This window comes from Paenibacillus sp. P46E (genome assembly GCF_001909095.1).
Taxonomy (GTDB): Bacteria; Bacillota; Bacilli; order Paenibacillales; family Paenibacillaceae; genus Paenibacillus_AQ; species Paenibacillus_AQ helianthi.
Genome location: NZ_LVYZ01000001.1, coordinates 83,857 through 105,816, shown reverse-complemented (window position 1 = coordinate 105,816; position 21,960 = coordinate 83,857). Strand labels below are relative to the sequence as shown.

General features: G+C 51.3%; 22 protein-coding genes. 3 read left to right on the top strand and 19 right to left on the bottom strand.

Going from position 1 to position 21,960, the window contains the following annotated elements:
* Positions 1 to 13: 13 nt before the first annotated feature.
* The 10 genes from A3849_RS00450 to A3849_RS00405 form a co-directional block, all read right to left on the bottom strand.
* Positions 14 to 379: an arsenate reductase family protein gene (locus A3849_RS00450; RefSeq protein ID WP_074109659.1), complete on the bottom strand. Its 366-nt coding sequence runs from the start codon at positions 377 to 379 to the stop codon at positions 14 to 16.
* A gap of 262 nt (positions 380 to 641) precedes the next feature.
* A complete protein-coding gene (locus tag A3849_RS00445; protein WP_074109658.1) occupies positions 642 to 1,709 on the bottom strand; it encodes an RluA family pseudouridine synthase in 1,068 nt (355 codons plus the stop codon).
* A 1-nt stretch (position 1,710) separates the two neighbouring features.
* On the bottom strand, positions 1,711 to 2,274 hold the full coding sequence (locus A3849_RS00440) for a cob(I)yrinic acid a,c-diamide adenosyltransferase (protein ID WP_074109657.1): 564 nt from the start codon (positions 2,272 to 2,274) through the stop codon (positions 1,711 to 1,713).
* Positions 2,275 to 2,560: 286 nt separating this feature from the next.
* The gene (locus A3849_RS00435; protein ID WP_074109656.1) at positions 2,561 to 3,505 is read right to left on the bottom strand and encodes a phosphotransferase enzyme family protein; all 945 of its coding nucleotides are present in this window, start codon (positions 3,503 to 3,505) and stop codon (positions 2,561 to 2,563) included.
* Positions 3,505 to 3,720 (bottom strand): alpha/beta fold hydrolase, encoded by a 216-nt coding sequence (locus tag A3849_RS00430; RefSeq protein WP_074109655.1) that lies wholly within the window; start codon positions 3,718 to 3,720, stop codon positions 3,505 to 3,507. Before A3849_RS00430 ends, A3849_RS00435 begins: the two co-directional genes overlap by 1 nt.
* Positions 3,721 to 3,866: 146 nt before the next feature.
* A complete protein-coding gene (locus A3849_RS00425) occupies positions 3,867 to 4,124 on the bottom strand; it encodes an aspartyl-phosphate phosphatase Spo0E family protein (RefSeq protein WP_083613301.1) in 258 nt (85 codons plus the stop codon).
* Positions 4,125 to 4,258: 134 nt separating this feature from the next.
* A complete protein-coding gene (locus A3849_RS00420) occupies positions 4,259 to 5,476 on the bottom strand; it encodes an aminotransferase class I/II-fold pyridoxal phosphate-dependent enzyme (protein WP_074109654.1) in 1,218 nt (405 codons plus the stop codon).
* Positions 5,477 to 5,491: 15 nt separating this feature from the next.
* Complete coding sequence (locus A3849_RS00415; protein WP_074084663.1) at positions 5,492 to 5,992, bottom strand: Lrp/AsnC family transcriptional regulator; 501 nt, start codon at positions 5,990 to 5,992, stop codon at positions 5,492 to 5,494.
* 171 nt (positions 5,993 to 6,163) lie between these two features.
* A complete protein-coding gene (locus A3849_RS00410; RefSeq protein ID WP_074109653.1) occupies positions 6,164 to 6,550 on the bottom strand; it encodes a spore coat protein in 387 nt (128 codons plus the stop codon).
* Between the two features lie 46 nt (positions 6,551 to 6,596).
* Positions 6,597 to 6,833: a hypothetical protein gene (locus tag A3849_RS00405; RefSeq protein ID WP_054939665.1), complete on the bottom strand. Its 237-nt coding sequence runs from the start codon at positions 6,831 to 6,833 to the stop codon at positions 6,597 to 6,599.
* A gap of 176 nt (positions 6,834 to 7,009) precedes the next feature.
* Here A3849_RS00405 and A3849_RS00400 point away from each other — a divergent pair, with 176 nt between their 5' ends.
* Positions 7,010 to 8,236, top strand: coding sequence for an NAD(P)/FAD-dependent oxidoreductase (locus tag A3849_RS00400; protein WP_074109652.1), 1,227 nt, complete (start codon positions 7,010 to 7,012; stop codon positions 8,234 to 8,236).
* 126 nt (positions 8,237 to 8,362) lie between these two features.
* Here the strand turns inward: A3849_RS00400 and A3849_RS00395 are convergent, their stop codons facing one another.
* From A3849_RS00395 to A3849_RS00365, 7 genes are all read right to left on the bottom strand, one after another.
* Positions 8,363 to 9,895 (bottom strand): flavocytochrome c, encoded by a 1,533-nt coding sequence (locus A3849_RS00395; protein ID WP_074109651.1) that lies wholly within the window; start codon positions 9,893 to 9,895, stop codon positions 8,363 to 8,365.
* Between the two features lie 323 nt (positions 9,896 to 10,218).
* Positions 10,219 to 10,935 carry a response regulator gene (locus tag A3849_RS00390; RefSeq protein WP_074109650.1) on the bottom strand — a complete coding sequence of 239 codons (717 nt, stop codon included), beginning with the start codon at positions 10,933 to 10,935 and terminating at the stop codon, positions 10,219 to 10,221.
* Entirely contained in the window at positions 10,932 to 12,536 is a 1,605-nt protein-coding gene (gene dcuS, locus A3849_RS00385) for a DcuS/MalK family sensor histidine kinase (RefSeq protein WP_074109649.1), read from the bottom strand. Before dcuS ends, A3849_RS00390 begins: the two co-directional genes overlap by 4 nt.
* 33 nt (positions 12,537 to 12,569) lie before the next feature.
* Positions 12,570 to 13,781 carry an MFS transporter gene (locus tag A3849_RS00380; protein WP_074109648.1) on the bottom strand — a complete coding sequence of 404 codons (1,212 nt, stop codon included), beginning with the start codon at positions 13,779 to 13,781 and terminating at the stop codon, positions 12,570 to 12,572.
* 69 nt (positions 13,782 to 13,850) lie between these two features.
* The gene (locus A3849_RS00375) at positions 13,851 to 14,396 is read right to left on the bottom strand and encodes a hypothetical protein (protein WP_074109647.1); all 546 of its coding nucleotides are present in this window, start codon (positions 14,394 to 14,396) and stop codon (positions 13,851 to 13,853) included.
* Positions 14,397 to 14,525: 129 nt separating this feature from the next.
* On the bottom strand, positions 14,526 to 14,945 hold the full coding sequence (locus A3849_RS00370) for a DUF350 domain-containing protein (RefSeq protein ID WP_074084671.1): 420 nt from the start codon (positions 14,943 to 14,945) through the stop codon (positions 14,526 to 14,528).
* Positions 14,946 to 14,976: 31 nt separating this feature from the next.
* Entirely contained in the window at positions 14,977 to 17,343 is a 2,367-nt protein-coding gene (locus A3849_RS00365) for an endonuclease MutS2 (RefSeq protein ID WP_074109646.1), read from the bottom strand.
* Positions 17,344 to 17,495: 152 nt separating this feature from the next.
* Here A3849_RS00365 and A3849_RS00360 point away from each other — a divergent pair, with 152 nt between their 5' ends.
* Positions 17,496 to 17,843, top strand: coding sequence for a phage holin family protein (locus A3849_RS00360; protein WP_074084673.1), 348 nt, complete (start codon positions 17,496 to 17,498; stop codon positions 17,841 to 17,843).
* 84 nt (positions 17,844 to 17,927) lie between these two features.
* On the opposite strand, the gene A3849_RS00355 is transcribed toward A3849_RS00360, so the two are convergent.
* A complete protein-coding gene (locus A3849_RS00355; protein WP_143191697.1) occupies positions 17,928 to 18,974 on the bottom strand; it encodes a GGDEF domain-containing protein in 1,047 nt (348 codons plus the stop codon).
* Between the two features lie 290 nt (positions 18,975 to 19,264).
* Between A3849_RS00355 and A3849_RS00350 the strand changes: the two genes are divergently transcribed.
* Positions 19,265 to 19,657, top strand: a complete 393-nt coding sequence (locus A3849_RS00350; RefSeq protein WP_074109644.1) for a cupredoxin domain-containing protein — start codon at positions 19,265 to 19,267, stop codon at positions 19,655 to 19,657.
* Between the two features lie 93 nt (positions 19,658 to 19,750).
* On the opposite strand, the gene A3849_RS00345 is transcribed toward A3849_RS00350, so the two are convergent.
* A complete protein-coding gene (locus A3849_RS00345; protein ID WP_074109643.1) occupies positions 19,751 to 21,922 on the bottom strand; it encodes a cell division protein ZapA in 2,172 nt (723 codons plus the stop codon).
* Positions 21,923 to 21,960 lie beyond the last annotated feature (38 nt).

Sequence of the window (21,960 nt, the reverse complement as noted above, 5' to 3'; positions counted from 1 at the left end):
GTTGTAAAAGGAATCAGGCCTTGTTCCATGCAGCAGCGTACTGCTCTTCCTTGTAGCCCACAGTAACCTTAGTGCCGTCAGTGACAATCGGACGTTTGATGAGCATGCCATTGCTGGACAGCAGTGCAAGCTGCTCCGCTTCACTGAGACTGGGCAGCTTGTCCTTCAGTCCAAGGTTCTTATACACTTCTCCGCTTGTATTAAAAAACTTCTTCAGTTCCAGCCCGCTGCCCGCCACCAGCACGCGCAGTTCAGCCACTGTAGGCGGCTGCTCGGCTATGTGCTGCAGTTCCAGCTCATGGCCGGCTTCCTTAAGCCATTTTACGGCACTGCGGCAGGTGCTGCATTTTGGATATTGATAGACTTTTAAGTGACTCATCAGTTGCTCCTTCGGTGTACATTGAAAATTTCAAACCTTGTTCCCGTATAGCTCACTTGAGGTGAAATCAAAGGCACTTTTACCTCTGATCTACCCAAATAGCTCACTTGAGGCGAAATCAAAGGCACTTTTACCTCTGATCTACCCAAATAGCTCACTTGAGGTGAAATCAAAGGCACTTTTACCTCTGATCTACCCAAATAGCCTACTCGAGGCGAAATCAGGGGCACTTTTGCCTCTCATTTCCCCTCAGAGCCGTTGGCTACTTCCCGGCTGCGTCCAGCTGCAGTCTCTCCTGCAGCATCGCCAGATCGGGGGGCAGCGGCGCTTCAAAAACCAGGTCTGTGCGCAGCACAGGATGCTGGAAGGACAGCCGAACCGCGTGCAGCGCTTGGCGCGGAATGGACGCATCCAGCTCCATTATACGCTTCAATTGCGCGCGCTCTGCACCATCCAGCTCCTCTGTACGCTCCAGTTGCGCTTGCTCCTCTGTGTCCAGCTCCTCCGCAATCTGCGCCTGAGGCACCCCGGCGGGCACTCCCGCTTTGGCGTATAACGGGTGACGGTACATTCCGTCACCGATCAGCGGGCAGCCGATGGAGCCCATATGCACCCGGATCTGGTGGGTGCGGCCGCTCTCCAGCTTCAGCTCGACCTTGGCTGCGGCGGGGTACACCTCCTTGACCTCGTAACGGGTCAAGGAAGGATAACCATCCGGCGTTACGATCCGCCGGTGCGGCTCTGCCGGGTCGCGGTCGATCGGGCCGTCGATATCGCCGCTCGGCACAGCAGGAACACCATGCACCCAGGCGTTGTAACGCTTGTCCACAGTTCCGGCAATCATCTGCTCGGAAATATGCTGGTGGCTGTATGGATTCTTCGCAATCACTAGCACACCCGATGTCTCCTGATCCAGCCTATGAACGGGGCGGAAGCGGAATTGCTCGCTCTTTTGTGCCCAGTAATAGACAACTCCATTCGCCAGTGTATCGGTATAGTGCCCATGGGTCGGATGCACAATGATCCCAGCTGCTTTGTTAACGACCAGCAGATGCTCATCCTCATACAGGATCTCAAAAGGAATCGGCTGCGGCAAAATATCCTCCGAAGTCTCCTGCTCCATGCGGATCTCCACAGTATCGCCAGCGACTACCCTCACGCTGATATAGACCCGTTCTCCGTTCAGCATAATGCCCTGGTCTGTCATTTTGAGCCGGGACAGCAGCTTGCGGGAGACATCCATCCGCTTTTGCAGAATGGTCTTAAGCAACCAGCCGTCCTCAGACGGCGGCACTTGATATGAAATGGGTGAATAATAACTTGTCGTCATGTTAATTACGGAACACCTTTTTGCTTCGCACATATTCTACGTCAGCAATCCCGAGCCGTGTATTGGCGGTACGGGCCAGCGCAAAAAAGTAATCTGACAGCCGGTTCAGATAGATCACTGCCTCCGGGTTAATATCCGCACTCCGTCCCAGTGTAACTGCGCGGCGCTCCGCGCGGCGGCACACCGTGCGGCAGACATGCAATACGGACGACAACTGGCTTCCTCCCGGCAGGATGAATCGCTCCAGCACCGGATTTTCTGCCTGCAGCTCATCAATCCAGCCTTCGAGGCGCTCAGCCATCTCGCTTTTTACCTTATATTTATTCTCACTAAGCTTCACAAAAGCCAGATCCGAGCCGCAGTCGAACAGCTCATGCTGAATCTCCAGCAGCTGCTCCCGCACATCTGTGAACTTCTCGTCCTCCATCAGACTGCGTGCCTGGCCGACAAAGCTGTTCAGCTCGTCAATCGTGCCATAGGCCTCAACGCGTACATCGTCCTTGCCTACGCGGCCGCCGATGACTGATGTTTCCCCTTTGTCCCCCGTACGTGTATAGATCGCCATTCTTTGTCCCTCCTGCCTCTAAAGTCACATATTCTTAGTTTAAACGCTCCTATGCAGATAAGGCAAACAAAGTTCGGCATTTCTGACATGTAAATAACTCCCTGAACCAGGGTTATCCATTGAATGTTCTGCTTCACTTACGGTTTTCTAAACGTAATGCAGTACATCATGCCTTTGCAGACTTCCCTGTATTCTATCCCCAGCATATTCTCCGGAATCAGGCCCAGAATCCCCGGCATCAGACTGACGCCTGTTCCTGCCCTACGTCCATGGACGTAGTAGAATACTATACCAGAGCAAAACCTAAACAACATGAACCATTCAAGATTGCCGATCTCATCTGGCCCAGAAACTCCATTTGCCCCTGTTTGAGTTGGCTCAAATCTGCATAGGCCGTGTGATAGGTATAGGAGAACAGATGCCGATAATCTATAAAAGCATCAATTTGCGAAATAAAGCCGATATGGCTGTTCTCTTGGGCGTATCCGTTCATAAAGGAATTGAAAAACACTTGTAGGAAAGCATCCCTTTGCGGTCCCGCTGGGACAGCATAGGCCGTGTGATACACCGATATGGCAATATCATATGCATACCAGTGATACTCGCTGTCCCCAAAATCAAGCAGTGTCAGATTTCCCTGATGAAGCAGAACGTTGGAATGGTGCAGATCGCCATGTATTAGGCCATACTCGTCCCGCGTGACAGAAAGCTGCTTAAAAGCTGCTCTATACTGCCGCCACTTTTCTGCTATGAGCGGATCTTTATGCAGGAATTCGTCCTGTAGCAGATTGTGCTGAAACCACTGCGGGCGTATATGGACCGGATCATAGCTTTTGGCCAACGCATGCATCTTTCCCATGACCTTTCCCCATTGTTCAAAAACGTTAGGATTCCAGCTCATGATGTCATTGGGATTCAGTGGGATACCTGGAGCTTTTTCGTAGGCAACACAACAGTACTCCTCCGAAACGGGATGAATGAACTTTCCGGCTTCCAAACGAAGCGGCTTGACTGCACTCAGACCCTTACTGCGCAGATACTCCAGCCATTCCAACTCTGACAAAAGCGCCTCAACATTTATGACAGCATTCTCCAATATTTTAACAACAATTTCTTCACCGCCACGGTTAATCCCGAACACATTGCCGTTGTATCCTCCAAGGAGCTCAGCCTGATCGGGATCACATCCGAGTGCTGCAAAAGCTTGCTTTTTCACCTTTTCCGTAATCATCACTGCACCTCCACCCCGAGCAAAAAGCTCACTATCTCCCGGTTGACAGCCTCCGGCTGTTCATGGTTTATTCCATGCCCGGCATCCGGTATTACTTTATAGTGAAATCCTCCGTCCGTTAGCAACTTGATGAAATCCCGTTTGCGGTTCGGCTTAGAGTGCGGCGAACTGAGCTTCTGCACAACCTTCAGCAGATTATTACTTCCATTGTGCAAGAAGTTCCCCCATCTTCAAAAAATGCAAAATCTGTCATCGATATTAGGAAGTGCGGGCATACCTAACCATTATAAGGATCTATGTGTAAATATAATACAAACAAAAAAGGGACCCGAAGGTCCCCAGTCAAAGAACATTCGCAGCTTCAGCGTCTGCGGAAATGTCCTCTCATGTATTCATTAATTTTCAGGTCCAGCAGGCTGCTGATTTCGATCACATTAGCCGAAGTAAACGAATTCTCCTGTGCAAAAAGCTGTTCCATTCTGTTGCGGAGAATACGGATTTCATCTTCCAAAGAGAGTCTGTGTGCGTTAACATCACCCTTGGGGGGCCTTTTCCCGCTTCCGGTCAAACATTCCCCGCCATAGGAAGGCAAGTAATAATCGGCGCTGAGCACAATCATCCCTCCTAAATGTATGATTCAGAAAAGAAAATCCATGTAAGTACTAACATAGGTGTTTCTTGTCCTCAGAGTAAAATAATACCATACAATAAAGAGATCCGCTATAGTCCGATTATCTTCATCTGGTTGCCCTATTACAGATGTTCACGTTCCAGTTGTGAGACAAATGCCCCTATCCGTTCTACAGCCTCGTTCAGCTGGGAGACAGAAGTGGCGTAGGAGCAGCGGAGATACCCTTCGCCCCCAAGTCCAAAGACGCTCCCGGGAACCGCGGCAACCTTGTACTCCAGCAGCAGGCGCTGGGCAAATTCGTCGGAAGTGAGTCCGGTGCGGCGGATGCTCGGAAATGCGTAAAATGCGCCTTGCGGCTCATGGCATTCCAGTCCGGCATCCCGCAAGCCCTTGACAATTAAGCGGCGGCGCTGATTATAGGAGTCGGTCATCCGGTCTTTCTCTTCCATACCGTTCGTTAATGCCTCCAGCGCAGCCACCTGACCCATGGAAGGCGCACACATGACGGTGTATTGATGGATCTTCAGCATCGCGGAGATTAAGTCTGGATGTCCGCAAGCATAGCCCATCCGCCAGCCGGTCATAGCAAATGCCTTGGAGAAGCCGCTAACCAGAATTGTCCGGTCAATCATGCCCGGCATCGAAGCGAAGCTGACATGATTGCTGCCGTAAGTGAGTTCCGCATAGATTTCATCGGAGATCACGATGAGATCATGCTTTTCCACAACTTTGGCAATGGGCTCCCAGTCCTCACGGCTCATAATCGCCCCCGTCGGGTTGCTGGGATAACAGAGAATCAGAATTTTGGAGCGCGGGGTAATCTTGGCTTCCAGCCCCTCCGCGGTAAGCTTGAAGTTGTTCTCCCCGAACGTTTCAATGCCGACAGGAATCCCGCCGCCGATCGCGGTAATCGGAGAATAGGAAATATAACAAGGCTCAGGAATAAGAATCTCATCTCCGGGCGAGATCAAGGCGCGCAGGGCCAGATCAATGGCTTCACTGCCGCCCACTGTGGCGATAATCTGATTAGCCGGATTATAATCAACGGCGAAACGGTTATGCAGATACTCGGCGATACCTTCCCGAAGCTCAGGCATACCTGCGTTCGAGGTATAGCCCGTAAAACCTCTCTCCAGCGAATATACACAGGCTTCTCTAACATGCCACGGCGTCTTAAAGTCCGGCTCCCCGACCCCAAGTGAAATAATATCTTTGCTGCCTGCCGCCAGATCAAAAAACTTGCGGATGCCCGAAGGCTGAATCTGCTGGACCAGCGGCGCCAAATAGGAATTCATCGATTTGCCTGTATCTCCGGCATGCTGACTGTTATTCGTGATCATAGATGATTACTTCCTTTACGGAGATATCATGAGACGGTTGTCTTCCTCATGCTCTTCAAAGATGATACCGTCCTGTTTGTATTTTTTGAGCGTGAAATTCGTTTTGGTCGAGAGCACCGCATCAATGGGAGACAGCTTCTCAGATACGAAATTAGCGACCTCCCGCAGATTCCGGCCTTCCACTTCTACTAAGAGATCATAAGCTCCCGACATGAGGTAGACTGATTTCACCTGGGGATACAGATATATCCGTTCTGCAATTCCCTCGAAGCCCCGGCCCCGTTCCGGGGTGATCTGTACTTCAATCAGCGCTGTGACCCGCTCATCGTCCACCTTATCCCAATTCACAACAGTGGCGTATTTAACAATGACATGGTCTTTCTCCATTTGCTCAATCACTTGTTTGACGTCGTCTTCTTCCGCTCCAAGCAGCGTTGCCATCAGTGCTGTAGAGCTCCGCGCGTCCTCCTTGAGCAGTTCCAGCACTTTCCTCTTCAGTTCATTCATTTCCTTCATGCCTTCCCTCCTGCGAAAAGAGTTTAATACTAATATGACATGAAAATGGCACTTCTGCAAACAAAATAACCCCGCAGGAGCGGGGTTAACAGATTGCATGATCTGGAGAAGCTTCTCTCCCCGGATGCAGGAAAGAGATCGCTCTGCTGCGTCGGGTAGGAGGTAGCCGGGTTACATATAGTAGGAACTTTGCACGTTAGGCTGATGCTGCGATACATTAGGTGCCTGTCTGTAATCGCTAGTCCCATTTATTTTTTGCTGTACAAATTGCTGGCTTTTTTGCTGGATCTGCTGTGCACTTTGGATCTGCTTGTCCACGGCTTGGCGAAGGGCTTTGTCCGGTGCCTGATAGAATCCCATCTGAGACATCTGGTTATACAGATCCCCTTGAATACGCAGTGTATCCATAGTCAGTTCATTGAAGACCCGGCGCACGGTCTGACAATTCGATTCTGTAGCCGCTGTCGTATATTCGCGTACAGTCCGTTTCAGGTCATCCAGAATCATAGTTAACAGATCTTCATCCGCCATAAATTGAGCTCCGTTTTGTGCGTACACTTAATAACCTCCTTGAAATAATTTTAGATTTCATGCTAAAAAGCACTTATTGCTGCGGTTGTGAGGGCGCATATTGCTGGTGCTGCTGCAGAAGCTGAATGAGCATTCCCATGTGATGGGTATGGCTCTGGATTTGCTGGTTGCAAATCTGGTTCACCGTCGAGTTCTGAGTACTGCCGGCGGTTGCGGCCAGCTGCTTAATCAGCAGATCCTCATTGGAGATGGAGTCCGCAATATATTCCAGTTCTTTTCCGCTAAGTGCCTGCATTTGCGTAGATTGCATATTCTTGTATCCCTCCTTCTATATGGTTCAAGCCGTATTAGTATGCTGCGGATAGAAACTAAATATGTGCCAAAAAGCACAGCTCCCAACATGTAAAGATGACCTCAACGATGTATGAGAGCCTGTACAGCGACCAATAATACCTTATCGGAATCTCATAAAGGGGAGATCAACAGATGAAATTACTCAGCGGGAAGACACCCTGGGAGAGAACCTTGCCCCATTATCCTGTATATCCTGTGCTGGATGGGGATATCACCTGCGATTGTCTGATCGTAGGCGGGGGAATGGGAGGGGCCATGGCTTCATACCGTTTGTCCAGAAGCGGAGCGAGTACCGTATTGATTGATAAAAGAGCAGTGGGTCACGGCAGCACGCACGCCAACACCGGCTTGCTGCAGGTAGCAAATGACAAATCGCTTACCTCCTGCATGAATACTTTTGGAGCAGAGGAAGGCTTATTATTCTATAAGTTATGCCGTGAAGCTGTCGGGAAGATCCTGGAGCTTCCAGGCAAGCTGGATATTGATCCGCACATTATTCCCAGAAGCAGCCTGCTATATGCCAGCTTCCCGGAGGATGTTGCTCCATTAAGGCTGGAGTATGAAAATCTCGCTGCACATGGTTTCGACGCGGAATTCTGGGAGGAAGACAAAATTAAGGCACATTACCCTTTCTCCAAGCCTGCAGCACTCTACTCCAGAGGGGATGCGGACACCAATCCATTCCGTATGGTTCATAGCCTGATTCATAAAGCCCACGCAAGTGGTGTCCGGGTATACGAACATACAAAGGCCCGCCATTGGGAGTTCGGCGCAGACGGGGTCACCTGCTTCACAGAGCATGGCCGGATTTCCGCCAAAAAAGTTATTTTCGCGATGGGTTATGAAACTCAGGAGATGAAAAAGGACCGGGGAGCCGAGCTGATTAACACGTATGCGATCATGACCCCGCCCTTGAAGAAATTCCCCAAATGGCATGAACAGAGCATGATCTGGGAAACGGCCCGGCCTTATTTGTATTTCCGCACGACTATTGATGGACGTATCATTGCAGGAGGCAAGGACGAACAGTTAACAGGTCCCTTGGAGAGGGAAACCAGAGTGCTGTCCCAGAGCCAGAGGCTGCTTGAAGAGCTTGAAGCCCTCTTTCCGGAGATCAAAGGAGTAGAAGCGGAGTTCTCATGGGGCGGTGTATTCGGAACCTCCCGTGACGGGCTGCCTTTTATTGGTCCTCATCCAGAGTATCCCCATTGTTACTTCATCGAAGGATACGGGGGGAATGGAACGGTCTATAGCATGATCGCTGCAGAACTGCTGTCCGACACCCTGGCAGGAACAGCCCGGCCGGAGCTTGAACTATTTTCTCTCACCCGGACAACCAAACCCTCTCCAGTGTCCTAAAGGTCTGGGCTGTATTGTTTCTTACCGTGCGCCAGGCGGTCAACCCTAATCCAGCTCATCAAAAAGGCCGTCCCAGGCAGCCATTTTGCGGCTTCCGGGACGACCCTCAGGTAAAAAGCTGATCTGCTATTGTGCTTGTACGAATTCAGCCGACTTGATTCCCGCTTGACGGCCAAAAATAATAATTTCGGCTACAGAGTTGCCGCCGATCCGGTTTTGACCGTGCAGACCGCCAGTCACTTCACCAGCCGCGAACAGACCTGCGATAGGTTGGCCTTCTTTATTAAGCACTTCTGTGTTCGTATTAATCTTCACACCGCCCATGGTGTAGTGAATCCCAGGGCCGATTTTGATCGCGTAGAAAGGCGCGCCGGACAGGTCGTGATCCATACCGGTAGTTCTGCCGAATTCGGCATCCTTCTTATTCTTTACCGCAGTGTTCCATGTATCGACGGTTGTCTTCAGTTGATCTGCAGGGACACCCATTTCTTTGGCCAGGGCTTCGATAGAATCCCCTTTTAGAACAAATCCCATTTTTTCATACTGTTCAATCGCTTTGACACGGGATTTCACGCCGGAATCAAAGACAAGGATCGCAGCTTTTTCAGGAAGCTTATTAATGGCTGCGGTGACATGATCCCGGGTATCCATTTCGTTAACAAACCGTTTGCCTTCACTGGAAACGAGCAGAGCGCCTTCTCCGCGAACGGCTTCCCCGATCAGATAGGATTTCTCCTGCTGCACTGTCGGGTGAACCTGGATTTGATCCATATCGACGGTTGTACCGCCGAGTTTTTCAATCATCTTAATCCCGTCACCAGTGCTGCCGATCTGGTTGGTCGTTACCAGCCCTTCCAAATCGGGTCTAACCTCTGCAATCATTTCCTTATTGGCTCCAAAACCGCCGGTTGTCACAATTACAGCAGAACCTGTTATTGTTTTTTCATCTGCCTGGTTAAAGAGGACCTTGACCCCATTAACCTTGCCGTCTTTTTCGGTAATTTCCTTGACATCAGCATTCACGAACAGCGGAATACCTTTTTCTTGTACGTTTTTCACCAAACCTTTGACCAGGTATTGTCCTACTGCCGAACCGTCTTCAGGACGGTGTGTACGCTTTTCCTTCATACCGCCGGTAATCGTGATGTTGTTCAGACGGATCCCAATGGAATCCAACCAGTCGATCGCACTTGCGGAATTGTCAACGAAGAAACGAAGCATCTCTTTGTCATTGGTATCATGACCACCCTTTAGGGTCTCTTCATAAAATAAATCATTGCTGTCTTCAATGCCTTGCTCTTTCTGGAACTTCGTCTGCGAAGCATTCATTCCGGAGGAGGATTTGGACGTATTTCCACCCGCTATAGGCATCTTTTCAAGAATAACCGGATTCAAGCCTTTAGCCTTAGCCTCAAGCGCTGCCGACATGCCGGCACCACCCGCACCCACAATGATGATATCGTATTTATCTTTTAATTGATCATACGGTGTATAGCTTGCTTCAGATGCCCCTGAAACTGCTTCTGTTTCTTTTTTGGTCTCAGTGTTCTTACTCTTGCTCTCAGCGTTGTTGCTGTTGCCGTTGTTGTTGTCGCATCCCGCGATCACCAGCATAACAGAAAGAATGAGAATAAGAGCAGCGGCTGCTTTCTTTTTCATTGTAATGTTGCCCCCTTGTGCATATTTTCACAATTATCATAGCGGCAAAGGGGCTGTTCATGGAAGCTTACGTAATTAAAGAAATCATTAAGTAACTAAAGTAAGCAGATTTTGTGGGATGAAGTTTAAAAACTTACCTCAAGGCTTATAAAAAAGTAATCCCCTCGTATATTTACATTATATTTCCACGAACGATGTTTCTCATTGAATTTAATCAATCGTTCATTCAATCATAGGAATCTGAAACAAAGTGGAATAAGTATAACTAAATGGGCTGAATCTTACAAACAGATGGTGAGCTCAATTAGTGATACTTTTTCCACCTAAATATACTTAGCAATAATTCCCCGGCCTTCAGCCGCCACAGTATACATATATACAGGCCTGCCCACCGCTCCATAACTGATCTCCATCTCCAGAATACCCGCCTCTGTGAGAAACGCCAGGTATTTCCGGACGGAGATCCGCGAAATCGGAGCCGCTGCCGTGATATCCTCGGTCGAAAACACCGGTTGCTCCAGCTTATGTATAATGCTCCAAATGCTCTCCAGCGTACCTTCGGTAAGACCCTTGGGCAGCATGCGGCTCTTGTCCTCCTCGGTACCAAGAGAATGACGTAGAAGCTTATCCAGCTGCTCCTGACTGAGGTTCTCTTTATGCTTCATCAGAGCGTATTCCTCACGGTACGCGGACAGCGCCGCCTGAAAGCGGGAGAATTCAAATGGCTTGATCAAATAATCAACGGCCCCCAGCTGAAGGGCTTTGCGGATGCTCGAATTATCGCTGGCTGCAGAGATGACGATAATGTCGACCGTACTCCCCTGCTCCCTCAGAGCGGATAACAGCTGCAGACCACTGGTACGCGGCATGTGGAAATCCAGTAGAATGAGATCAACCGCAAGCTCCTCAAGCATCTGCACGGCCTCACCACCTGAAGCAGCCCAGCCCGCGAACTCAAAGCCCTGAATCTGCTCCAGGTAATGGCGGTTAAACTTGGCTACCATCGGATCATCTTCAACGATCAGCACTTGTATGGTCATCGGTTCTCATCCTCCTTCACCGCATATGGCACATCGGCCATAAATGTAGTTCCCGGCTCCAGGCCGGGTATGATCTGGAGCTGGCCATGCAGCTTCTCCACACTGTTACGGACCAGATAGAGTCCGATTCCCCTGTGTTCTCCCTTGGTGGAGAATCCTTGCACAAATATCTGCTCCCGAAGCGCTTCAGGGATTCCCGGTCCGCTGTCACTCACTGTGGAGATCAGGCGCCCCCGGTCGTAATCAAAAGCAAGCTCAATTTCCTTAACGCTGTGGCCTTCGAGTACTTCCATGGCATTGTCGAGTAAATTACCGGTGATGGTAATCAGTTCATGCATCACTTGCAGATCTGCAGATTCCGGCAGATAGCTGTCCTCTGTCAGCAGCAGCTCTATCCCCGCTTCCCGGGCTCTGCTAAGTTTCCCCAGCAGAAAGCCGGCCATAACCGGGTCCTTGATCTGCCTCGTAATTGTACCAATCTCATTCTGGTAGTTGCTGACGGTCCCCGAAATATATTGTTGCAGTTCATCGTACAGGCCCATATGGGTCATTCCCATGATAACATGGAGCTTATTCATATATTCATGCGCTCCTGCGCGCAGAGCATCCGCATAGACGGAAATACCAGACAGCCGTTCCGCCAGTACTGCAAGCTCGGTCTTGTCCCGGAACGTAGCAATGGCCCCCGCAATCTGACCATTCACCCGGATCGGAACACTATTGGCCAAGATGGAGGTACCATTCAGCTCCAAATTCTGATCCTGCCTTGCCTCACCGCTGACCAGCACCTGCTCCAGGCGCAGCTCCGGCCAATAAACGGTGATATGCCGGGTCATCGCGTTGCCTGTAATACCAGCTGTTCCCAGAAGCCGTTCCGCTTCTACATTAATCATGGTGATCCGGGCTTGATCGTCAACCGCAATAATACCCTCACGTGCAGATTGAAGCATGGCACTGCGCTCTTGCAGCAGCTTAGAGATATCGGATGGCTCCATGCCGAACATCATCTGTTTGATTTTCCGGGCCAATACCATTGCTCCTCCGGCTCCAAGCAAGGCACCGGATAGCAGGATTGCAATAATCGTCCATTCATTTTGCCGGATCAGCTTGTGTACCCGTTCCATGGAAAGGCCCACTACGACCACTCCAACCTGGGAACCCTTGTTACTGTACACGGGGACGAAAGCCCGCAGCGATTTGCCTAGCAGTCCCTCTCCTTCAGAGATACTTTCTTCGCCGCGCAGCGCAAGCTCTTGCCCTCCACCGACGAAGGCCTTCCCAATCCTCGAAGTATCGGGATGTGAATAACGGATACTGTTCATATCGATGACTACGACAAACATAATATCATTGCGGCGGGTGATTTTGGAGGTGTAGGCCTGAATCTCCCTGCTGTTCCCTTCACTGAGTCCCTCTGACACCAGCGGCATCAAAGCAATGGTCCGGGCTATAGCGATTGCCTTATCCTCCAGCGCATGTCTGGTCTGCGGAATAATCTGATTTCTGAAAATAATGTATAGCACTACCATGACCAGCATCACTACGGCGGAGACCATGACCGTAACCTTTGTCCTCAGACCGTAATCCTTTTTCTTGGCCAATGCTGTATTCCCCCTGTTCCAACCTTCTATTGACTATAAGAGGGATTCCTCCGCTTTGCGCTTCAGCAGCCGGTGCAGTGTAAGCCAGCTTCCCAGCGGAGCAGCGCCCAGGAGAAGCATCAGCAAGGTAATCATTCGTGGCGATTCGTTAACCGATAGCATGGCTATGAATACAAAAACGCCCAGAATTTTGCCCGTCATCAAACAAAGCTCCCTCAACACCACCAGTTCTACCCGTTTACCCACACTCTCCTTCGACTCGCCCATCAGGTCAAAGCTGCTGGAGGTCATGGGCAGCATATATAATGGAAGAAAAAGGGATGTTCCAATACCCATAATCAGTAAGGTGCCGTAGCTAACCCTCCAGAGAAGCGGAGTAATGACAGCAATCAGCAGAATGCCTCCGGCGAGCATCCCGCCCGAACGGAGTCTTGGCTTGAACCATTTGCCGGCAGCATAGTAGCTGACCAGTGAAACCGCTGAAGTGATCAGTGCAAATTGTCCCAGCTTGCTTTCTTCTTTAGCGGCTATGTACACAAGAAGACCAATCAGAAAGGAAAATACGCCCTCCCGCAGTCCCTGGAACACCAAGGCTCCCGCTGTCGGTCTCCATGCACTGCCCTTCCGGTGCAGCTCCCTCCATGGTTCTTTCCACAAATAAGCCCCTTCACTCTTACGTTTCTTAAGAAAAAAGCTTAAGCCCACGGCTGCTCCGTATATGGAGAGCGATAAAATAAACACCAGGCGATAACCGCGCTCTCCATGCAGTGAAGTGATGATCCAGCCTGATACCCAAGGCCCGACGATACCAGTGAATGAACCCAGTAATCCCATCCAGCCATTGAAAAAGTCCCGGTTGCCTGCATCCGTTATCTCAAAATAAACAATGTTGAAGGCCAGCCAGAATAATCCGATCGCTATGCCTAAAATCAATCCAAGCGGCCATATATAATTAACCGCCCGATTGCCGAGCCACAGTACGAGCAAATAAAAAAGGCCCGAAACGGCCAGGCCCAGCCGCAGGGCGTTCATCTTGTTATGTTCCTTAACCCATTTCCCGGCCAGCCAGAAGCTTAGACCCACGGCCAATTGCTGAGCTACTGTAAACCAGCCGACCATAGAAAAATCCTGCCTGCTCTTCCACAAGTAGACGTTCAAAAATGTACCTGCCAACACGGTGGCCAAGGAACATAATCCGTTGACCGCGAGCAGCAGTACCTCTTGTTTTTGCGATGAATTCTTCATGCTGTTCCTCCTCGCCAACTGGACGTGTCTGCTTAACATGCCCAGCTCGCGGAGAAACCATAACGTGTATTACTTGGTGCCGGTGCTCAGATTGCGCACAAGCTGAATGCGGTCTTCCTGCGCCAGGCTGTGCTGTACATGAAAGCACGAAGGGCAGACAAAGAGATTCAGCGAGAACGGCGGTTTCAGGACAGGACCACCCAAGGCTTCCGGTGAGGATGGCTCGAAGCCCTCCACGTTCTGGGTTCCGGAGAGCAGCATTAGCTCATGACACTGCGGACACTCAGGCGCTTCCAGCTGTGCCGCCAGTATGGCAGATACGCTTGACTCGTAGCGCTTCAAATCATAATCGTCTCCGAATTGGACGAGTGTATTGAAGATCGGCACTACGCTATCCTTGTCGCTGTCATCCCACAGATCTTCGTCGCTTACATCCTCTGGCTCCGGTTCCACTACATCTTCCGGCTCGTCTTCATCCTCCAGGTCATCTACACCCAGGGTTACCGTACGGTAGCCGCTAAGTTCATTGTTACAATGGGGACAGGTATCCTCCGGCCCGAACTCCTCGTCCCACACAATTTCCGTATGACACCAAGGGCAAACTGTTGTTTCCATCTGAAATATCTCCTTCTTACCTCACATTTGAATTCAATTTATCATTAGATATATTATACCGGCCGCTATAAAAGCCAGGGCAGAAAAGAACAGAACCCGTACCAAAATCTTCATTTTCTACACCCCATTTTAAAAAATAGCGGCACCAATCACATAGGACAGGGACACGGAAATCAGCATGGCAGTTAGACCAACAGCCCGGTTGTCTGCGGCGATCTCATCATCGATGGAAAAGACCGGAGTCAGGAACTCAAAGAGGAAATAGGCGAGCAGCAGCAGTAAAAATCCCACCACCGACCATTTCATCGTTTCGTAGATTGAGGCTCCCGCATCAATACTGAAGCGCAGAATGTTACAGATGCCGAAGATTTTGCCTCCGGTGGCCATGGCTACAGCCACATTCCCTTTGCGGATTTCTTCCCAGCAGTTATATTTGGTGACCATTTCGAAGAAGGACAGAAATACCACAAGGCCAAGTATGGCCACTGTGAAATAGCCGAGCAGCGCACCCAGCGGATGATCCAGCAAAAGATCAATATTTTCTTGCATGCTTCTCCCTCTTTCTGCTGGACTCCAGCCGCTATTCCAGTTCAGCCACGGTTACACCCGCGCCGCCTTCGTTGTAATTCCCCAGCCGGTAGCTCTTCACATGCTTATGCTTACGCAGATATTCCTGAATGCCGGTGCGCAGTACTCCGGTGCCCTTGCCGTGAATAATGGAGATTTGCCCTAAATTGCCGAGAAAAGCCTCGTCAATGAAGCGGTCTGTCTCCATAATCGCCTCTTCCAGATTTGTGCCGCGCAGGTCCAGCTCACTGCGGATATTCTCATCACGGGTGCGCTTGACCGTCGTTGCCCGGCGGAGTGCAGGAGATGGGGAATCCGGTGCGGAGGACAGGAATTCAAGATCCTCCAGGTTGACCTTCATCTTCATAATCCCAAACTGCACAATAGCTTCCTTGGGACCGCTAAGTTCAACAACATAGCCCTTCTGGTTCACATTCTGCACCTTTACTTCATCGCCTGGCTGGATTTTTCTTGGCGCCTTGACGTTGCTGCGGGCTACGGTCTTCTTGCGTGGCGCGGGTTCCGCTTCATCCAGGCGGCGGCGGGCTTCAATCAGCTTATGCTCCTTAACCGAAGCTCCTTCCTCCATAGCGAGCCGGCGCAGATCACCGATGATCTGTTCGGCTTCCTTGCGTGCCTTGTCGAGGATCGCGCTGGCGTCCTTCTCCGCCTTCTCCAGCCGCTTGTCGCGCTGGCTCTCGAGCTTCTCCAGCTCCTGTTGCTGCCGGTTGCGGAATTCCTCAGCTTCACGGCGGATCGCTTCAGCACGTTCACGCTCGTTCTCTGCTCCAAGACGGTTCTCTTCCAGCGAAGCAATCATATGCTCGACGCGCAGGTCCTCTTCCTTAACCTCACCGCGAGCATGCTCAAGTATGGCGTTTGGCATACCGAGGCGCTCAGCAATAGCGAATGCATTGCTTCGTCCCGGTACACCAATTAGCAGCCGGTAAGTAGGACTAAGACTCTGTACATCAAATTCCATGCTGGCATTGATAAGGCCTTTGCGTTCATAAGCATAGGCTTTCAGCTCACTGTAATGCGTAGTGGCCACCATCCGGCATTCGGTCCGGTGAATATTCTCCAGAATGGCAATAGCCAGGGCCGAGCCTTCGGCAGGGTCGGTACCTGCACCCACTTCATCCAGAAGAATCAGACTTTTTGGAGTCATTCTGCGCAAAATGGAAATAATATTGGTCATATGGCTGGAGAAGGTACTGAGGCTCTGCTCAATACTCTGCTCATCGCCAATATCGGCATAAATCGCATCAAATACACACATTTGGCTGCCTTCCTCCGCCGGGATGAACAATCCCGACATCGACATCAGGCTGAGCAGGCCGATGGTCTTCAGTGTGACCGTCTTACCGCCTGTATTGGGGCCGGTCACGATGATCGAGCTATAGTGGTTGCCAAGCTCGACATCCAGCGGGACCACCTGCTCCGCCGGAATCAGCGGGTGCCGTCCCTTGCGCAGCTTAAGATAGCCCCGGTCATTCATACGGGGCTGGGTCGCCTTCATATCACGGGCCAGACGCGCCTTGGCAAAGATGAAGTCCAGCTCGCCCAGAATATCCACATCATAAGCCATTTCCTCGGCAATATCGCCAACGAGCGCGGTTAACCGGTGCAGGATAATCTCAATCTCCCGCTCCTCGCGCAGCCGGGTTTCACGCAGCTTGTTGTTCATGGCCACAATGGATTCCGGCTCGATAAAGAGTGTGGCACCGGAGCCCGACTGGTCATGCACAATGCCGCCGAAATGAGCACGGTATTCCGCTTTGACCGGAATGACAAAACGGTCACCACGAATCGTTACAAGCTGATCCTGCAGCATTTTGGCTACGGAGGAAGAGCGGATCATGGAATCCAGCTTCTCGCGGATTCGGGTCTCACCTCCGCGCAGTTCACGACGGATGGTGGCCAGTTCAGGGCTGGCTGTATCCAGTACATCAGCATTCTCGTCGATGCAGCTGCGGATGGCATCCTCAACATGCTTTTGTTCCGACAGCAGATCACTTTGTGCGAACAAAAGGGCGATGTTCTCATCTTCATGCATCGCCGCCAGAAACCGCTTGACTCTGCGTGCACCGCCGATGGTATTGCCAACAGAAAGGAGCTCGCTGGTTCCCAGCATTCCTCCAATGGAGGCACGTTTCAGGGCCATTTTGATGTCCGTTATACCGCCGAAGGAAGGAATGCCCTTCAGCCGGTCTACATTGGCTGCTTCGTCCGTAGCCTGCAGCAGCTTTATCACAGATTCAAAATCACCGGATGGCTTGAGGCTCTCCGCCAGCAGCCGTCCCATCGGGGTCTGCGTATATTGCGCCAATTTATTTAAAATCTTGCGATATTCAAGCGTATGCAAAATTTTGTCGTCCAATTACAGTCACAGCTCCCTTCATAGATGGTTACATTATACCTAATTCAGCCGGGTTTCGCTATTTGGCTAAGTTTTCAGGAATAGAAAATCAGATGCAGGCCACAATAACAACTGCACATATCCTTATGCGAAGGCCAAAGGAGGTTAGTTCAGTGAGATTTTTAGGTCATGTGGTCCGTTTTATCGTGGCAGCAATCGTGCTGCTGGTGGTTGGCTGGATTGTTCCGCAGTTCACGATTGGCGGTTTCTGGAGTGCGCTTATTCTTGCGCTTGTCATTGCACTGCTCGGCTGGGTCATTGAGGGCATCTTCGGCAAAAAAACAACGCCCTTCGGCCGTGGCATCGTCGGTTTTCTCGTCAGTGCACTGGTCATCTGGATCGCCCAATTCATCGTGAGCGGTGTCAGTGTCACCGTGTTGGGAGCGCTTCTGGCAGCACTGGTCATAGGCATCATCGACTTGTTCCTGCCGGTCTCCACACCGTTTGAAGCTGCAAAATAAAAGAAGAAATCTGCTGGTCTTATTGCAGACACGAAACCCCCTACTCCGGAATTATAGCGGAATCAGGGGGTTTATTGTATTAACTTATGCATATGACAGGATATTATCGTTCATAGCTGCAGTGACTACCGCATTTTTACCGGTGCGCTTGGCGGCATATAAGGCGTGGTCTGTTTTGCGGAAAAGCATTTCTTTCCCGTCCCCGAGCTGGTAGTCACATAACCCGATACTGACTGTAATTGGCTTACCGCCGGCATAAGGATGCTCCATCGCCGCAATGTTCAGCCGAAGCTCTTCAGCCGCAGCGTAGGCCTCGTGAAAGCTTTTATCTGTAAAAATCACCGCAAACTCTTCCCCGCCATAGCGGGCCGCAAAATCATTCAAACCAATCAGGCCGCCGACCTTCGCCGCAACCTCCTTCAGCACAAGATCCCCAACCCAATGACCATAGGTATCATTGACCCGCTTGAAATTATCGATATCGAACAACGCCAGCTGCAGCCTGAGGCCGTTGCTCTCACACTGCTCCAGCAGCGAAACCAGATATTCATGAAAGGTCTTATGGTTGTAAAGTCCAGTCAGAGCGTCAATCTTCAGCAGCTTGTCCGAGATCGCCCGTTCCACCAAAAGCCCCTGTTCAGACTTGGTCAACTGCTCCAGATGCTCACGCACCTCGCGGGCCCGGATAATGACAGCCTGAGTCATGACAACGAAAACGATAAACACACATTCCACCATCAAAAACTCCAGCAACGGCTTCTCCAGCGTTCTCCGCTCCAGCCCGAAGTAAACCCCGCCATAGAACAGCAAGCTGAAGGCCCCCAGTACACCCAGAAGCCTCTGATCAAAATAAATAAGAGCTATCATTATAGGCAGCATAAGCGTCATCTGCGCTCCATCCACGAAGGGCTCAAGGACAAAATACATAAGATAAGAAACAATGAACCCGCATACGACCACCACTTGCTTGTGGTACAGCAAAGTGGACCGGAGCCACATTTCCGCTGTCATCATCGCTATAAGAATCATGAGATTGCAGCCGATGAACAGGTGCCCATTAGCCGGAATTAGGATCGTTCGGACCTCAACCGCAGAATCCGACAAAACAAATAAAAGCTGGGCTACCAGCATGAAAAAGACAATAATCCAATATCCGGTCAATATTTTACGGTGCCATTTCTCCGTATTCAGCGAAATTTGGGCTAAATTAATGTGGATCCCCTACTTCTCAAACGATAATATTATAACATTAAGTATAATGAATTTTAAACTATTTTGCATCATTTTTTTGCAAATTTCGACAAAGTTTGGAGTTGTCTTGCGGGAAGGAAGTTTTCCAATGATTTTCCAAGACTTCTTGGCTCAATTACGCTATGCTAGGGGCAGGCAAGGCTTACCACTTTTCCTGGAGGAGGATGAAGATGATCCGGAGATTTACCCTTCTACTGTCCATCGTTTTGTTGCTGGTACTGTCCGCCTGCGGAGGAACAAGCAGTAACACCAGCGAAAATAATACCCAGAACGAAACGGCCAATGCCGGCATTACGGCAGAAGAAGAACTCATCATTACAGCAGCGAACTACAGTTTTGATCAAAAGACATACCATCTGAAAAAAGGGGTTCCGGTAAAGATTATATTTAAAAATGAGAGCGGTAATCACGGCATTCTGATTCCCGAGCTGAATCTGCGGCTGGATGGCAAAGATTCCTCCCGGGTTATAGTCCCGGATGAAGCCGGAACGTTCGAAATGACCTGCGCGATCATGTGCGGCTCAGGCCACAGCGGGATGAGCGCTAAGGTGATTGTAGAGTAGCAGCCATGTCCATACGATCAATCTAAATCCATAGACAAGGCGGGCCCCAGGCAATCTTTCTGCCTGGGGCCCGCCTTGTCATGCGTCCGCCATTCAACTGTCCTGTTCGATCAGTTGAATCCATTCATTATATTCACGCTGGAGCTTGGCATATTCCGCCTGAAGTTTGCGGTGCTCCTCTGACAGCTTGTCCAGCTCGCCCTGCCGCAGTTCGAACTGAGCCTGAACCAGGCGCAATTGACCCAGAACCAGCTCATAGTTCCCGCCGATCTCAGCAAGCTGCTGCTGCACTTGTGCATGCTCCCGGCTCATGGCGTCCGTTTTCGCTTCGGCCTGGCCGGCTTCCTGCTCCCAAATCTCAATCTCCTCACGCAGCTGTGCTTCTGTATCGTTCCACAACCGCTGATTCTGCTGAAGCTCCTCGTATTTGCGCTTCCATGAGGCTTCCACCTCGCGAATTTCCCGAAGAGCTTCCTGCTGTTCTGCCGCTGCAGCGGCGGCTTCACGCCCAGCCTCATACAGCTCTTCCAGACGGCGGGCATTTTCTTCACCTTCCGCCTCCAGAAGCTCGTATCTCTCTTTCAGCTGTTCACCGTCCTGCAGCACTTCATCATACTGCGCGATGAGCTCCTCATAACGTCCGCGCAGCGCTGCCAGTTCTTTGCGGGAGGCTTCGGCTTCTTCGCGATGCTGACGGCTCTCGGTTTCCGCCTCGGCCCGCAGTCCGGATTCACGGTCAAGCTGCTGCACCATGCCGTCCGCTTGCCCCCGCAGCGTGTCGATCTCACGCTGCAGAGCCAAAGACTTCTCTTCCGCTTCCAGCAGCTTCATCTCCAGCTCCCCGATATCCTCCATATACTTGTCGGCAAGCTCTTTCCAGTCTGCCGCTTCCGCTGTAGACTGGGTGAATTGACCTTCCAGCTGAAGCAGGCTGGCCTTGGCTTCACCAAGGGACTGGCGAAGCGTTGAAGCTTCTTCCTGCTTCGCCTCATAACGCTGACGCAGCTCTCCCAGTTCGTCACTGAGCAGGTCTCCGAGTTCATTAGCAGAACGCAGTTCTTCCTGCACCCGGCTCAGACTATCCGCAGTTTCCTGCAGCGAAGCTCTAAGCCTTGCCGCTTCGTTCTGCGCGGCCTCATGACGTTCACGCAGACTCTCCAGCTCCTCGAGCTGCAGTGTTCCCTGCTGTGCTGCGGTACGAAGCTCTTCTGTCAGCTGCTCTTCGCGCACCAGCACCGCTTCATATTGAGCCAGCAGTGTCATGCGGGAATCACGCTCACCCTTCAGGCCAGCTTCGGCTGCACGCAGCCTGGACTGCAGCTGCCCGGTGCCGCCGCGAAGCTCTCCAAGCTGCTTCTCCAGCTCCAGTACTTGCTGCTTGTGCCGATGTTCCTGCGTGCCTTGCGACTGGCGCAGTTCCTTATTCTTGGCAAGCTCCTTCTGAAGCGCCTCTCGCTCCTCCGTGAGCTCCTTCTCCAGTGCAGACTTGGTGTCTGCCAGCTCCTTGCTGAGTGACGAGCGGATCTCCACGATCTCGCCTCCGAGCGACTCCCGGGTCTGGTTGAGCTCCACTTCAAGCTGGGATAGGGTTTCCGCCTTCTCCCGCTCCAATGTCTCGCGCAGGGTCTGCAGCTCCATGAGATGAGCAGCTTTCAGTTCTTCCAGCTGCTGCAGACGGGTAGCCTCAGCGGCAGCAAGCTCCTGCCGGCGGCTCTCACGGGCTGCCGTCTGCTCCTGCTCATAGCTCTCGCGGAGCGTCAAAAGCTCCGCTTCACGCGCCTTAAGCTCTTCAGCCAGTTGCTCGCGGGCAGCCGTTGCTGCCGTCTCCGCTTCCAGCAGCGCCTCGGCATGCAGCTTCCGCTCCTGCTCCTGTATCTCCAGGTGCCGCCTGCGCTCCTCTTCTGCAGCGGCAATCAGACGGGCGGCCTCCTCCTTGGCAGATGCCTCCATCCGTTCGTACTCTTCCTGCCGCTCCTTCTGCGCTTCCGTAAGGCGTGCGACTTCTACACGCAGCTCCGTACGCTCTCCAGTCAGCATATTCAGCTCATTCTTAAAGTCCTGCACCTGTATGGCCTGCTCCGCCATATGCACGGCAGCAAGCACCGCGATCCGCGGAGTATCCAATTGGGAATGTGATTTGGAAATTGCGCGCATATGCTCGTCTACATAGCGGGCAACCTGTTTCATATATTCAGTGCTGCTTCCCACAAGTTTATAAGATGTTCCATATATCTCCACGGCGACACGAGTCCGGTCCATAGCCACAGTTGTGCCCTCCTTTGTATGTGTGCGGATTCTAAGCT

What these genes read in the sequence shown, in the direction of transcription:
- A3849_RS00445 (WP_074109658.1), bottom strand. Translation starts at nt 1,709, where the DNA reads ATGACGACAAGTTATTATTCACCCATTTCATATCAAGTGCCGCCGTCT.
- A3849_RS00415 (WP_074084663.1), bottom strand. Translation starts at nt 5,992, where the DNA reads ATGAAGGAAATGAATGAACTGAAGAGGAAAGTGCTGGAACTGCTCAAG.
- A3849_RS00450 (WP_074109659.1), bottom strand. Translation starts at nt 379, where the DNA reads ATGAGTCACTTAAAAGTCTATCAATATCCAAAATGCAGCACCTGCCGC.
- A3849_RS00355 (WP_143191697.1), bottom strand. Translation starts at nt 18,974, where the DNA reads ATGCTGGTAGCCCAGCTTTTATTTGTTTTGTCGGATTCTGCGGTTGAG.
- A3849_RS00405 (WP_054939665.1), bottom strand. Translation starts at nt 6,833, where the DNA reads ATGCAATCTACGCAAATGCAGGCACTTAGCGGAAAAGAACTGGAATAT.
- A3849_RS00350 (WP_074109644.1), top strand. Translation starts at nt 19,265, where the DNA reads ATGATCCGGAGATTTACCCTTCTACTGTCCATCGTTTTGTTGCTGGTA.
- A3849_RS00390 (WP_074109650.1), bottom strand. Translation starts at nt 10,935, where the DNA reads ATGACCATACAAGTGCTGATCGTTGAAGATGATCCGATGGTAGCCAAG.
- A3849_RS00370 (WP_074084671.1), bottom strand. Translation starts at nt 14,945, where the DNA reads ATGCAAGAAAATATTGATCTTTTGCTGGATCATCCGCTGGGTGCGCTG.
- A3849_RS00440 (WP_074109657.1), bottom strand. Translation starts at nt 2,274, where the DNA reads ATGGCGATCTATACACGTACGGGGGACAAAGGGGAAACATCAGTCATC.
- A3849_RS00375 (WP_074109647.1), bottom strand. Translation starts at nt 14,396, where the DNA reads ATGGAAACAACAGTTTGCCCTTGGTGTCATACGGAAATTGTGTGGGAC.
- A3849_RS00420 (WP_074109654.1), bottom strand. Translation starts at nt 5,476, where the DNA reads ATGATCACGAATAACAGTCAGCATGCCGGAGATACAGGCAAATCGATG.
- A3849_RS00435 (WP_074109656.1), bottom strand. Translation starts at nt 3,505, where the DNA reads ATGATTACGGAAAAGGTGAAAAAGCAAGCTTTTGCAGCACTCGGATGT.
- A3849_RS00395 (WP_074109651.1), bottom strand. Translation starts at nt 9,895, where the DNA reads ATGAAAAAGAAAGCAGCCGCTGCTCTTATTCTCATTCTTTCTGTTATG.
- A3849_RS00380 (WP_074109648.1), bottom strand. Translation starts at nt 13,781, where the DNA reads ATGAAGAATTCATCGCAAAAACAAGAGGTACTGCTGCTCGCGGTCAAC.
- A3849_RS00425 (WP_083613301.1), bottom strand. Translation starts at nt 4,124, where the DNA reads ATGATTGTGCTCAGCGCCGATTATTACTTGCCTTCCTATGGCGGGGAA.
- A3849_RS00400 (WP_074109652.1), top strand. Translation starts at nt 7,010, where the DNA reads ATGAAATTACTCAGCGGGAAGACACCCTGGGAGAGAACCTTGCCCCAT.